This window comes from Streptomyces sp. NBC_01571 (genome assembly GCF_026339875.1).
Classification (GTDB): domain Bacteria; phylum Actinomycetota; class Actinomycetes; order Streptomycetales; family Streptomycetaceae; genus Streptomyces.
This window is the reverse complement of record NZ_JAPEPZ010000001.1, coordinates 6,151,733-6,164,525: the sequence shown is the minus strand read 5'-3', so window position 1 is coordinate 6,164,525 and position 12,793 is coordinate 6,151,733. Positions and strand designations below refer to the sequence as shown.

Annotated in this window: 13 protein-coding genes; 6 read left to right on the top strand and 7 right to left on the bottom strand. The window is 71.9% G+C overall.

Annotated elements, in window-relative coordinates; genetic code table 11:
* Positions 1-35: 35 nt before the first annotated feature.
* On the bottom strand, positions 36-392 hold the full coding sequence (locus OHB41_RS27965) for a YciI family protein (protein WP_266700878.1): 357 nt from the start codon (positions 390-392) through the stop codon (positions 36-38).
* Between the two features lie 278 nt (positions 393-670).
* Here OHB41_RS27965 and OHB41_RS27960 point away from each other — a divergent pair, with 278 nt between their 5' ends.
* Positions 671-1,264 carry a class I SAM-dependent methyltransferase gene (locus OHB41_RS27960; protein ID WP_266700877.1) on the top strand — a complete coding sequence of 198 codons (594 nt, stop codon included), beginning with the start codon at positions 671-673 and terminating at the stop codon, positions 1,262-1,264.
* On the opposite strand, the gene OHB41_RS27955 is transcribed toward OHB41_RS27960, so the two are convergent.
* Both OHB41_RS27955 and OHB41_RS27950 read right to left on the bottom strand, forming a co-directional pair.
* Entirely contained in the window at positions 1,257-2,315 is a 1,059-nt protein-coding gene (locus OHB41_RS27955) for an LCP family protein (RefSeq protein ID WP_266700876.1), read from the bottom strand. The genes OHB41_RS27960 and OHB41_RS27955 overlap by 8 nt on opposite strands.
* A gap of 294 nt (positions 2,316-2,609) precedes the next feature.
* Positions 2,610-3,638 (bottom strand): LacI family DNA-binding transcriptional regulator, encoded by a 1,029-nt coding sequence (locus OHB41_RS27950; RefSeq protein WP_266700875.1) that lies wholly within the window; start codon positions 3,636-3,638, stop codon positions 2,610-2,612.
* A 138-nt stretch (positions 3,639-3,776) separates the two neighbouring features.
* Here OHB41_RS27950 and OHB41_RS27945 point away from each other — a divergent pair, with 138 nt between their 5' ends.
* From OHB41_RS27945 to OHB41_RS27930, 4 genes are all read left to right on the top strand, one after another.
* Entirely contained in the window at positions 3,777-5,084 is a 1,308-nt protein-coding gene (locus OHB41_RS27945) for an ABC transporter substrate-binding protein (protein ID WP_266700874.1), read from the top strand.
* A gap of 92 nt (positions 5,085-5,176) precedes the next feature.
* The gene (locus OHB41_RS27940) at positions 5,177-5,992 is read left to right on the top strand and encodes a carbohydrate ABC transporter permease (protein ID WP_526025065.1); all 816 of its coding nucleotides are present in this window, start codon (positions 5,177-5,179) and stop codon (positions 5,990-5,992) included.
* A gap of 4 nt (positions 5,993-5,996) precedes the next feature.
* Positions 5,997-6,896 carry a carbohydrate ABC transporter permease gene (locus tag OHB41_RS27935; protein ID WP_392868652.1) on the top strand — a complete coding sequence of 300 codons (900 nt, stop codon included), beginning with the start codon at positions 5,997-5,999 and terminating at the stop codon, positions 6,894-6,896.
* Positions 6,897-6,945: 49 nt separating this feature from the next.
* Complete coding sequence (locus OHB41_RS27930; RefSeq protein ID WP_266700873.1) at positions 6,946-9,246, top strand: beta-xylosidase/alpha-l-arabinosidase; 2,301 nt, start codon at positions 6,946-6,948, stop codon at positions 9,244-9,246.
* Between the two features lie 98 nt (positions 9,247-9,344).
* On the opposite strand, the gene OHB41_RS27925 is transcribed toward OHB41_RS27930, so the two are convergent.
* The 4 genes from OHB41_RS27925 to tsaB are packed head-to-tail and all read right to left on the bottom strand — an operon-like array spanning position 9,345 to position 11,842.
* The gene (locus OHB41_RS27925; protein WP_266700872.1) at positions 9,345-9,602 is read right to left on the bottom strand and encodes a hypothetical protein; all 258 of its coding nucleotides are present in this window, start codon (positions 9,600-9,602) and stop codon (positions 9,345-9,347) included.
* Positions 9,599-10,702: a tRNA (adenosine(37)-N6)-threonylcarbamoyltransferase complex transferase subunit TsaD gene (gene tsaD / locus OHB41_RS27920; protein WP_266700871.1), complete on the bottom strand. Its 1,104-nt coding sequence runs from the start codon at positions 10,700-10,702 to the stop codon at positions 9,599-9,601. The genes OHB41_RS27925 and tsaD overlap by 4 nt, the downstream gene beginning before the upstream one ends.
* The gene (gene rimI, locus OHB41_RS27915) at positions 10,695-11,177 is read right to left on the bottom strand and encodes a ribosomal protein S18-alanine N-acetyltransferase (protein WP_266706176.1); all 483 of its coding nucleotides are present in this window, start codon (positions 11,175-11,177) and stop codon (positions 10,695-10,697) included. Before rimI ends, tsaD begins: the two co-directional genes overlap by 8 nt.
* A 17-nt stretch (positions 11,178-11,194) precedes the next feature.
* Positions 11,195-11,842 carry a tRNA (adenosine(37)-N6)-threonylcarbamoyltransferase complex dimerization subunit type 1 TsaB gene (gene tsaB / locus OHB41_RS27910; RefSeq protein WP_266700870.1) on the bottom strand — a complete coding sequence of 216 codons (648 nt, stop codon included), beginning with the start codon at positions 11,840-11,842 and terminating at the stop codon, positions 11,195-11,197.
* A 132-nt stretch (positions 11,843-11,974) separates the two neighbouring features.
* Between tsaB and OHB41_RS27905 the strand changes: the two genes are divergently transcribed.
* Entirely contained in the window at positions 11,975-12,526 is a 552-nt protein-coding gene (locus tag OHB41_RS27905) for a hypothetical protein (protein ID WP_266700869.1), read from the top strand.
* Positions 12,527-12,793 lie beyond the last annotated feature (267 nt).

Sequence of the window (12,793 nt, the reverse complement as noted above, 5' to 3'; positions counted from 1 at the left end):
CAGACACCAGCGGACCGGCTGCGCCAAGCCGCCGCTCAGCCCTCGGCGATCTCCCGCACCTCGCAGGTCACCGTCCAGTGCTCCTCGTGCGTCTTCAGGAACCGCTTGGTCCACTCGAGCGCCTCGGCCATGTCCTTGCACTGCATGAGCGCGTAGCCGCCGACGACCTCCTTGGACTCGGTGAAGGGGCCGTCGGTGACGGACAGCCCGCCGCCCTCCCAGTGCACCCGCTTGCCCTGCGCGGTCGGCGTCAGTCCGGCGGTGTCGAGCATGACCCCCGCCTTGGTGATCTCCTCGATCAGCTCGCCCATCCGCTGCATCAGCTCGGGGCTCGGGCCCTCGGCGGGGGCGGTGGTCTCGTCGATGCGGACCAGGGACAGGTAGCGGGGCATGGTGGCTCCTTCGGTGCGGAGGGCGGGGCTTCTCCCCGCCTCTCATCCCTGCGTCGATCGGGGGGCGCCGCTTTCGACACCGTCGCCGGAAAACCTTCAAGATTCTTTTCGGGCGCTGCCGGACGGCTTCCCGAGTGGCTGTCGTAGGGCTTCACGATGGCTTCCCGGGCGGCCGGCGGACGGCTTCCTGACGGCTTCCCGAACGGCCGGTGGACAGCTGAAGGACGGTGGTGCGGGAAGCACTACCGGCCGTACCCGCGGTGTGCGAGGTTTCCCGTATGCCCTTCGACCACAACGACCACTACCACCGGCTCCTGCTGCGGAAACTGCCCGGGCAAGGGCACGGGCGCACCGCGCTGGACGTCGGCTGTGGCACCGGCCGTTTCGCGCGGCGGCTCGCCGCGCGCGGTTACACGGTGGACGCCGTCGACCCGTCCGCTGAGGTGATCGCCGCGGCCGAACGGATCGGCGGCGGGCCCCGGTTCCGGCGGACGGACGCTGCCTCGGCCGCGCTGCCGAAGGCGCACTACGACGTCATCACCTGCCTCGCGAGCCTGCACCACATGCCCTTCCGGACGGTGACCAGGTTCCGTGACGCGCTGGCGCCCGGCGGGGTGCTGCTGGTGCTGGGCTGCTACGCGGGGCACACCTGGTGGGACCTCGCGGCCGTGCCCGCCAACGCGGTGGCCCGGGCCGGGGTGTCGGCGGGCGAACGGCTGCGCGGCGCCGGACCTCCGGTGGTCCCGGCACCGGTGCGCGCGCCGCGGATGTCGCTCGCCGCCGTCCGCGGCGAGGCGAGCCGCCTGCTGCCGGGCGCCCGCGTCCGGCAGCTCCTGTACTGGCGCTACCTGCTGACGTACACGGTCACTTGAGCGAAGCCCACAGCTCGTCCGCCGCCGGCTCGCGCGGCACCACCCGGTTGGCGTCCGAGGGGGCCGTCACCACCGGCATCATGACCGTCCTGACGTGGTCGGCGGACAGGGACCTGAGGCTCTGGCCGAGGTTCGTCAGTTCGCCGAGGGAGTCGAGGCCGGTGTCCGTGGTGAGGCTGCCGGTGACCGCGTCGGCGACCTGGTAGAGCTTGGCGGGGCTGGTCAGCAGGGATGTCGAGGAGATCTGTTCCAGCAGCGCCTTGACCAGTTTCTGCTGGAGCCCGATGCGGCCGAGGTCGCTGCCGTCGCCTATGCCGTGCCGGGTGCGGGCCAGGGCCAGGGCCTGGGTGCCGTCCAGGAGATGGGTGCCCGCCTTCAGGTGCAGATGGCTCTGGTCGTCGTCGATGTCCTCGTCCGTCGTCACCGTGACCCCGCCGAGCGCGTTCACCAGCTTCGCGAAGCCCGAGAAGTCGATCTCCAGGTAGTGGTCCATGCGGACGCCCGTCAGGGACTCGACGGTCTTCACGGCACAGACCGGTCCGCCGAGCGCGTACGCGCTGTTGAACATCGTCCCGTACGCCACCGACGTCGTGCCGCCGGACGGGGTCGGGCAGGACGGGCGGGTCACCAGGGTGTCCCGGGGGATGCTCACCACGGTCGCGCCGGTGCGGCCCTCGTCGATGTGGACGACCATGGCCGTGTCCGAACGGGCCCCCGCGCTGTCGCCGCCGCCGAGCTCGGCGTTCGCCTTCCCGCTGCGTGAGTCGGAGCCGAGGACCAGGATGTTGAGGGCGCCGCTCGGCAGCGGGGAGGCGGACGCGGACGAGGCGGGTGTCGGCACCGCTTTCGCCGGGCGGTTGTCGCCGAGCGCCCCGTCGATGTCGACGCTTTTGATGTTGTGGTTCAGGTGCCAGTAGGCCCAGCCCGCCGTGCCGATGCCCAGCACCAGGACTCCGGCCAGGGTGAGGCCGACGGCCTTCAGCACCCGCCGCCTGACCACCGGCTCCGTCCCGTCCCCGCGCTCGTCGTGTTCCGTCACGACGAGGAACATAAGTGCGAATTATGTCGAGCAATGACGCGGAGGGATCTTTTCTTCGGAAAATCTCACTTTTCTCAGACCGGCATCAGCCCACGGGCACCGCGGGCACCGCGGGCACCGCGGGCACCGTATGGCGCGTCGACCAGGACCACGTCCCGCGCCGGGGAGCGACCCGGCCCTCCACCCTCGCCCGAACACTCCCGTCCGAACGCCAACGCTCCCGCCCGAACGCCGCCGCGGTTTTCCGAAAGTTTCGACGGTGCGATCGACAGGCTTCGGCGGGCACGGAGGGTGCACTCTCACCGCTCACACCGGAGGCGCCCCCGTGCTGCTGCGGACCACCAGGGTGGTCGCCAGCTCCATCCGCGTCCCGGCCGCGGGCCTTTCCTGACGGCCCAGTTCGAGCACCAGCTTCGCCGCCGCCTCGGCCATCTCCGTGAGCGGCTGCCGTACGGTCGTCAGCGGCGGCCCCACCCAGCGCGCCACCGGCAGATCGTCGAAGCCGACGACACTCAGGTCCTCGGGGACGCGCAGCCCCAGCTCGCGGGCCGCCTCGTAGAGGCCGAGCGCCTGGAGGTCGTTGCCGGCGAAGACGGCCGTGGGCCGGTCGGGCATGCGCAGGAGTTCGAGCCCGGCCCGGTAGCCGCTCTCGTGATGGAAGGTGCCGGGGCGGATCAGCCCGGAGTCGACGGGCAGCCCCGCCGTCTCCAGCGCCGCCCGGTAGCCGTCGACCCGGGCGCGGCTGCACATCATCTGCGAGGGTCCGGTGATCGCGCCGATCCGGGTGTGACCGAGCTCGATCAGATGGCGCGTCGCGGCGAGCCCGCCCTGCCAGTTGGTGGCCCCGATGGACGGCACGTCGTCACCCGGGTCACCGGCCGGATCCATCACCACGAACGGGACGGACCTGCTGGTCAGCAGCGCGCGCCCGGACTCGTCGAGCCCGGACAGCACCAGGATCACTCCGTGCGGGCGGCGCGCCGCGACCTGGTCGGCCCAGGTCCGGCCCGGAGTCAGCCGCCCGGCGCTCTCGGACAGCACCACGCTCAGCCCCTCCTCCCGGGCGACGTTCTCCACGCCCCGGATGACCTCCATCGCCCAGGCGCTCTCCAGCTCGTGGAAGACCAGGTCGATGAGGGGCGACCGGCCCCCCTCTCCCCCGCGCCGCCGGTATCCGTGGCCGCGCAGCAGCTCCTCGACCCGGGTGCGGGTGGCGGGGGCGACATCGGCGCGGCCGTTGAGCACCTTCGAAACAGTCGGGGCCGAGACCCCGGCCTCACGGGCGATCTCGGCGAGCGTCGCGGTCCGCGCTTCCACGGAATTCCCAGGCTTCATGCCCGCGATCGTAACCCTGCGCGACCCCTTGACGAACCCCCAGGATCGCCTTACGTTCCCGGAACATTCGAAGTTCAACTCGAAACATTCGCTTCGGCTCGTCGTGGAGTCCTCGCGCATACCGAGAGGTGCCCTCCCATGGAGTCCTACAGCAGGCGTTGGTTCCTCGGCGCGGGCGCGACCGCCCTGGCCTCCGTCGGCGGGCTCACCGCCTGCGGCTCCGGCAGCGGTTCGGGCGGCGGCGGCACGCTCACCGCGTTCGTCTACGGAGACGACGCGGCGAAGATCCAGGTCAAGTCCGTCGCCCGGTTCAACGCGTCGGCCGCCGCGAAGAAGGCCAAGGGCACGGTCAAGCTCCAGAAGGTGCCCGCCACGGACTACCCGGCGAAGCTGCGCACCGCGATGGGCTCGCCCAACGCCCCCGACGTGTTCTTCAACTGGGGCGGCGGCTCGATCAAGGCGTACAAGGACGCCGGACAGCTCGTGGACCTGACCGACGTCATCGCGTCCGACCCGGTGCTGAAGAGCGGCTTCCTGCCGTCGGTGCTCAGCGCGGGCGGGCTGGACGGCAAGAACTACGGCGTGCCCATGCGGGGCATGCAGCCCGTGATCCTCTTCTACAACAAGACCGTCTTCGCGGAGCACAAGCTCCAGCCGCCCACCACCTGGGACCAGTTGCTCGACATCAACGCCAAGCTGAAGAAGGCGGGAATCACCCCGTTCGCGCTGGGCGGCTCGGACATCTGGCCCGAGCTGATGTGGCTGGAGTACCTGGTCGACCGGATCGGCGGCCCCGACGTCTTCGACAGGATCAAGAACGGCGACGCCTCCGGCTGGGGCGACCCGGCCGTCCTCAAGGCCGCCCAGACCGTCAGGGAGCTGATCGACGACGGCGCCTTCGGCAAGGGCTACAGCTCGGTCGGCTACGGCAACGGCGGCGCTCCCGCGGTCTTCGCCAAGGGCAAGGCGGCGATGCACCTGATGGGGTCGTGGGAGTACTCCACGCAGCTCGGCAAATTCCCGGACTTCGCCAAGAAGAACCTGGGATGGTGCGCCTTCCCGAAGATCGAGGGCGGCGCCGGCAACATCCGCAACGTGGTCGGCAACCCCACCAACTACTGGTCGGTGAACGCCCGTACCTCCAACAAGGACGCGGCGATCGCCTTCCTGCGGGACAGCGCCTCCGAGGCCTACACCAAGGAACTCATCGCCAACGGCGACGTGCCGGCCACCTCGAACGCGGCGAGTCTGCTGGACGCCTCCCCCAACCCGGAGTTCGCCAAGTTCCAGTACCGGATGGTGCAGGACGCACCGGCGTTCACGCTGAGCTGGGACCAGGCGGTCGCCCCGAACGTGTCGACCCCGATGCTCACCGAGGTCAACAAACTGTTCGTGGGCAAGTCCTCGCCGGAGCAGTTCGTGTCCGCGCTCAAGGGGCTGAAGTGAGCACGACGCACCTCAAGGGCGGCCCGCGCACCGCGGGCCGCCCCCGCTCCGCCGCACACGACAGGGCAGGCCGCCCGAGCGCGGCGCTGGCACTGCCCGGGATCCTGTTCTTCGTGTTCTTCGCCGTCGGCCCGATGGTGCTGGCCTTCTACCTCTCGTTCACGCAGTGGAACGGCCTGGGCGACCCGCGGCCGGTGGGCCTCGCGAACTGGCGCAAGCTGCTGAACGACGACCGGCTCACCCAGTCCCTGACGGTCACCGTGGCACTGACGGTGGTGAGCTGGGTGTTCCAGACGGTGATCTCGCTGCTGCTGGGCGTGTGGGCGGCGGGCAGGCAGCGCAACCGCGCGGTCCTCTCGGCGATCTTCTTCACGCCGTTCCTGCTGTCGTCGACGGCGATCTCGCTGCTGTTCTACGCGCTGCTCGACCCGAACTTCGGCATCATCCACGCGGACACCCTCGGCACGACCAGCGGAGCGTTCCTCGCGATCGTCTTCGTCGGCGGCTGGCAGTTCATCCCGTTCCACACGCTCATCTACCAGGGTGGCGCACGGCAGATCCCCGAGGTGCTCTACCAGGCCGCGGCCATCGACGGCGCCGGACGCCTGCGGCAGTTCTTCTCGATCACCCTGCCGCAGCTGCGCAACACCGCCACCACGTCCGGTGTGCTGATGGTCGTCGGCTCGCTCACCTACTTCGAGACGGTCCTCATCCTCACCCAGGGCGGCCCCGGCACGGACACGGCGATCCTGCCGTACCTGATGTACCAGGCGGGCTTCAAGAGTTACGACTTCGGCTACGCGAGCGCGGTCGCCTCGTTCCTGGTGATCGCCGCGACCGCGTTGTCCCTGCTGATGGTGCGGCTGTCCGGCTTCGGCGCGATGCGCAGCACCCGGGAAGGAATGTGACGACGTGTCACACGACACCTTGCGGCGCCCTGTGAAGACCGCCCCCGCTCCGGGCCCCGACCGGACCGCGCCCCGCCGCAGGCACTGGTCCCGGCGTGCCAACCCGCTCGCCGGAGCCGGCTCGGTGATCTGGCTGGCCGTCGTGATCGTCCCGGTCTACGCGATGATCTCGGCCTCGCTCACCCACCAGAGCGAGGCGCTGGGCCACAACGCCCTCAAGCCGCCGTCCCACCCGACGCTGGACAACTACGACACCGTCCTGCACAACGGCTTCGGCCACCTGCTGTGGAACACCGCGCTCGTGGCGGCCGCGGTCGTCGTGATCGTCCTGGCGCTGTGCGTCCCGCTCTCCTACGTCGCCGTGCGGACCCGGAGCGTGTGGTCGGGGGCCGCCTTCCGGCTGTTCCTGCTGGGCGTCGCGATCCCGGCGCAGGCCGTCGTGGTCCCCCTCTACCTGATGATCACCAAGCTGAACCTCTACGACAGCCTGCTCGCGATCATCCTGCCGACGGCCGCCTTCGCGATGCCGGTGTCGGTGCTGATCCTCACCGGCACCCTGCGGGACATCTCCGAGGACCTGTACGAGGCGATGGGACTGGACGGCGCCTCCACCACCCGGATGCTGTTCCAGCTGGTCATCCCGCTGGCCAAGGGCGGCATCAGCACCGTGGTCGTCTACGCGGCGCTCCAGGCCTGGAACGGGCTCCTCTTCCCGCTGATCTTCACGCAGTCCGACGGCCCCCGGGTCCTGACCCTCGGCCTGTTCAACTACGTGAGCGAGTTCGGCGTGAACATCCCCGCGCTGCTGGCCTCCGTGGTCCTCTCCGGTGTCCCGATCTTCGTCGTGTACCTGGTGGCCCGCCGCGCGCTGGTCGGCGGCCTCATGGGAGTGGGCGGCAAGTGAACGTGTACGACCGGGGGCAGTCGAACCCCTCTTCCCTGACAGGAGTTTCATGACCACCGCTCCCTGGCGCGACCCTTCACTCACTCCGGCAGCCCGCGTCGACGACCTGCTCTCCCGGATGACCGTGGAGGAGAAGGCCGCCCAGCTGTACGGCGTGTGGGTGGGCGCGGCGACGGACGGCGACGGAGTCGCCCCGCTCCAGCACGAGATGACCGCCGACCAGAACTGGGACGAGCTGATCACCTCCGGGCTCGGCCAGCTGACCCGCTCCTTCGGCACCGCCCCGGTGGACCCGGCGCTGGGCGCGCGCGCTCTGGCCCGCGCCCAGCGGGCGATCGCCGACGCCGGCCGCTTCGGCATCCCCGCGGTCGCCCACGAGGAGTGCCTGGCGGGATTCACCGCCTGGCGCGCGACGGCCTATCCCGTCCCGCTCGCCTGGGGCGCCACCTTCGACCCGGAGCTGGTCGAGGAGCTGGGCGGACGCATCGGCGACGACCTGCGCTCGGTCGGCGTGCACCAGGGCCTGGCGCCCGTCCTCGACGTGGTCCGCGACCTGCGCTGGGGCCGGGTCGAGGAGACGATCGGCGAGGACCCGTACCTCGTCGGCACGATCGGCACGGCCTACGTGCGGGGCCTGGAATCGGCCGGCATCGTCGCCACGCTGAAGCACTTCGCCGGGTACGCGTCGTCGGCGGGGGCACGGAACCTGGCGCCGGTGCGGGCGGGCGCGCGGGAGTTCGCGGACGTCACGCTCCCGCCGTTCGAGATGGCGCTGCGCGAGGGCGGCGCCCGTTCGGTGATGGCGGCGTACAACGAGACGGACGGCGTCCCGGCGTCGGCGGACACCCGGCTGCTGACCGAACTCCTGCGGGAGCGGTGGGGCTTCACCGGAACCGTGGTCGCCGACTACTTCGGCGTCGGTTTCCTCCAGACCCTGCACCGGGTGGCGGGAAGCCCGGCCGAGGCGGCCCACGCGGCGCTGGCGGCCGGCATCGACGTCGAACTGCCGACGGTGAACTGCTACGGAAAACCGCTCGTGGACGCCGTACGCGGCGGCAGCACCCCCGAGTCGCTGATCGACCGGGCGGCGCGCCGCGTACTGCTGCAGAAGTGCGAACTGGGCCTCCTGGACGAGGACTGGGAGCCCGAGCGCCAAGGCCCCGTCGACCTGGACTCGGCGGCCAACCGGGATCTGGCCGGCCGGCTGGCGGAGGCGTCGGTGGTCCTGCTGGACAACCCGGACGGGCTGCTGCCGCTGGCTCCCGAGACCCGAGTCGCGGTCGTCGGCCCCCGTGCCGCGGACCCGCTCGCGATGCTCGGCTGCTACTCCTTCCCCTCCCACGTCCTCATGCACCACCCCGACGTGCCGATGGGCATCGACATCCCCACGGTCCTCGACTCGCTGCGCGCCGAACTCCCGGACACCAAGGTGACGTTCGCGGAGGGCTGCGGCGTCTCGGACCCCGACACGTCCGGTTTCGCCGAGGCGGTGGCGCGGGCGTCGGAAGCCGACGTGTGCGTGGTCGTGCTCGGCGACCGCGCCGGGCTGTTCGGCCGGGGCACGTCCGGCGAGGGCTGCGACGCCTCCGACCTCCGGCTGCCCGGCGTCCAGAGCGAACTGCTGGACGCGCTGGTCGACACCGGCGTCCCGGTGGTGCTGGTCCTGCTGACCGGCCGCCCCTACGCGCTGGGCCGCTGGGACGGCCGGCTGGGCGCCGTGGTGCAGGCGTTCTTCCCGGGCGAGGAGGGCGGCCCGGCGATCGCCGGTGTGCTGTCCGGCCGCGTCGACCCCTCGGGGCGCCTCCCGGTGAGCGTGCCGCGGCTGCCCGGCGGCCAGCCCTGGACCTACCTCCAGCCCCCGCTCGGCCTCGCGAGCGAGGTCAGCAACCTGGACCCCACCCCGCTCCACGCCTTCGGCCACGGCCACTCGTACACGACGTTCGCCTGGGAGGACTTCCGGGGAACGGACGCGGAGATCGCGACGGACGGCTCGTACGACCTCTCGGTCACCGTCCGCAACACCGGCGACCGCGCCGGCACCGAAGTCGTCCAGCTCTACCTGCACGACCCGGTGGCGTCGGTGACGCGTCCGGACGTGCGGCTGATCGGCTACCAGCGCCTGCGCCTGACACCCGGCGAGGCCCGCCGGGTCACCTTCGGCTTCCACGCGGACCTGTCGGGCTTCACCGACCGCTCGGGCGAGCGGGTGGTCGAGCCGGGCGCGCTGGAGCTGCGACTGGCGGCGTCGAGCGCGGAGACTCGGCACACCGCGCGGTTGTCGCTGACCGGGCCGCGACGGGTACTGGGCTCGGACCGGCGACTGCGCTGCGAGGTGTCGACGGACGACTGAGGCACCGCGCGGACACAGGCGGGAAGCCTTCCGAGGGTGTCCGGGCGCCGACCGTCACCGGCCAACCGGGGGCGGTCGGCGGACCGCACCGGCCCCGGTCAGTCCTCCGGCACGGACTCGAACCGCCACCGGTGGACGGCACGGGTCACCAAATCGCCGTCCGGCTCGGGCAGTTCGGGCAGGTCCGCGTCGTAGTCGGCGTCCCACCAGGTGATGACGAGGACCCGGTCCTGCGGCGCCCGCAGGATCTCGCGCCGGACCGGCTCCCCCGCGCTCTCCTGCCGCCGCACCCAGGCGAGCAGGTCCCCACCCCGGCCGGCCACGGCACGGGCCTCCCACATCAGCGCGACGGTCACGGGTAGAGGTTCTCCTTCGAGACCTCGTGCACGTGATCGTGCGTGTGCGGGTGACCGTGCCCCGGCACGTGCGGATCGGTCACCGGCAGGGACGAGTCCGCGGACAGGTCCCAGTCGGACGCGGCGCGGTTGCGGGCGACCATCTCGGCGCCGAGCGCGGCCACCATCGCGCCGTTGTCCGTGCACAGCTTCGGCCGGGGCACCCGCAGCCGGATCCCGGCGGCCTCGCAGCGCTCCTGGGCCAGGACGCGCAGCCGGGAGTTCGCGGCCACACCGCCGCCGATCATCAGGTGGTCGACCCCCTGGTCCTTGCAGGCCCGTACGGCCTTGCGGGTCAGCACGTCCACCACCGCCTCCTGGAAGGACGCGGCCACGTCGCGCACCGGCACCTCCTCACCCGCCGCCCGCTTCGCCTCGATCCAGCGGGCCACGGCGGTCTTCAGACCGGAGAAGGAGAAGTCGTACGCCGGGTCGCGCGGCCCGGTGAGCCCGCGCGGGAAGGCGATGGCCCGCGGGTCGCCCTCCCTGGCGTACCGGTCGATGACCGGACCGCCGGGGAAGCCGAGGTTCAGCACGCGTGCGATCTTGTCGAAGGCCTCGCCCGCCGCGTCGTCGATGGTCGCGCCCATCGGACGGACGTCCGAGGTGATGTCGGTGGACAGGAGCAGCGAGGAGTGGCCGCCCGAGACCAGCAGCGCCATCGTCGGTTCCGGCAGCGCGCCGTGCTCCAGCTGGTCCACGCAGATGTGCGAGGCGAGGTGGTTGACGCCGTACAGCGGCTTCCCCAGGGCGTACGCGTACGCCTTCGCCGCCGAGACGCCGACGAGCAGCGCGCCGGCGAGTCCGGGCCCCGCGGTCACCGCGATCCCGTCGAGGTCACGGGCGCTCACCCCCGCGTCCTTCAGGGCGCGCTCGATGGTCGGCACCATCGCCTCGAGGTGCGCGCGGGAGGCGACCTCCGGCACGACCCCGCCGAAGCGGGCGTGCTCGTCGACACTGGACGCGATGGCGTCCGCGAGCAGGGTGGTGCCGCGGACGATGCCGACGCCGGTCTCGTCGCAGGAGGTCTCGATGCCGAGGACGAGCGGTTCGTCAGCCATTGATCTCGGTTCCTTGTACGCCGTTTACTGAGGTGGAAGGGTCGTTGAGGCGCATCACCAGGGCGTCGACGTTCCCCGGCTGGTAGTAGCCGCGCCGGAAGCCGATGGGTTCGAAGCCGAAGCGCTCGTACAGCTTCTGCGCGCGTACGTTGTCGACGCGGCACTCGAGCATCACCTCGGCGCACTCGAACGCGGTCGCGGCCCGCAGCAGTTCGGCCAGCAGCCGGGCGCCGAGGCCGGTGCCCCACTGCTCGCGGCGGACGGCGATCGTCTGCACGTCGCCGAGGTCACCGGCGGCGGCGAGCCCCGCGTACCCGACGAGCCGGTCACCGTCGAGGGCGACCACGTACCGACGGGTCGCCTCCGGCCCGCGGGCGTGGGCCAGCTCGGACCAGAACATCCCCCGCGACCAGGCGTCCTCGGGAAAGAGGTCCTTCTCCAGCTCCAGGACGGGATTGATGTCCCACCAGCGCATCTCGCGCAGCACGACGGTCACTTGGGGGTGACCACCTTGTAGTTCTTGGGCACCTGGGCGTCCGGGCGGCGCAGGTAGAGCGGCCGGGGCGGCTCCAGCTCCTCGCCCGCGGCCAGCCGCTCCGCCGCCAGCGACGCGAGCGCGGCCGCCGAGACGTGCTCGGGCGCGCGGGCGTCCGGGAAGGTGTCGGGGTAGAGCAGGGCGCCCGCGCCGACGGCGGGCAGGCCGTCGAGGGCGAGGTCGCCGGGCCGGTCGACGGCGGGCTCGGAGACGCGGGTGCGCGAGTCGGCGTACCGGGCCCAGTACACCTCCTTGCGCCGCGCGTCCGTCGCGACGACGAAGGGGCCGTCGATGTCGGCGGCGTAGGCGAGCCCGTCGAGGGTGCACAGGCCGTGCACCGGGACGCCGAGCGCGAGGCCGAAGGTGTCGGCGGTCATGAGGCCGACGCGCAGCCCCGTGTACGGGCCGGGGCCGACGCCGACGACGACACCGGTGACGGCGTCGAGCCGCAGACCGGCCGCGGCGAGCACGCGGTCGACGGCGGGCAGCAACAGCTCTCCGTGCCGGCGCGCGTCCACCTGGCTCGACGAGGCGATGACGGACGTGCCGTCGTGCAGGGCGACGGTCACGGCGGGGGTGGCGGTATCCAGAGCGAGCAAGAGCACGCAAACAGCGTACGGCGCCCGGGGGGTGTCCGGCGGACCGGAGCACGGCCGCCGTGGTCTGCCGGACCCGTGCTGCTACCGTCACCACACAGGACATACTGGGCGCGATCAAGGTACGAGAGGTGGCACAAGGTGGCCAGGAGCAGCTCGGGATTCGTGGCCGGGCTCACCGCCACGGCTGTCGCCGTGGTCGGCTTCCTCGCCTACCAGGCGTCGGCGAACGCGCCTGACCAGCTGGCCGGGCCCCGCGCGGGCACGTCCCCCAAGGCCTTCACGAAGGCACCCCGGGACCGGAAGAACCCGGTGGCGCTGCCCGGCGACTCCGGCACCGGCGAGCGGGTCGTCTACTCGATCGACGACGACCGTGTGTGGCTGGTCGGGGAGAACAACAAGACCCAGCGCACCTTCGCGGTCACGCCCGGCACCCTGGACCCGGTCGTGGGCACGTACGCCGTCACCTCACGCGGCAGGACCGTCACCGGATCGGACGGCGCGCAGATCGAGCACGTCGTGCGGTTCAGCGTGGTCGACGGCGTCGTGATCGGCTTCAGCGCGGCCACGGACGGCTCGACGTCCGCCCCCGACCCGGCGAAGAGGCTCGGCGGCATCCGCGAGTCCCGCGCCGACGGCGACGCGATGTGGACGTTCGCGACGGTCGGCGTCAAGGTCGTCGTCATCCAGTAGCCCCACCCGACCGTCACCGAGCAACCGACGCCCAGCAGAGCGCCCCACCAGGGGCGCGGGGAACCGCGCACGCAGCCACACCCCACCCGCACAGGCACACGAGACCGCCTCGACGAGCAATCCACGCCCAGTGACAGCGCCCCACCAGGGGCGCGGGGCCGCGCACCCAGCCACACCCCACCCGCACAGGCACACGAGACCGCCTCGACGAGCAATCCACGCCCAGTGACAGCGCCCCACCAGGGGCGCGGGGAACCGCGCACCCAG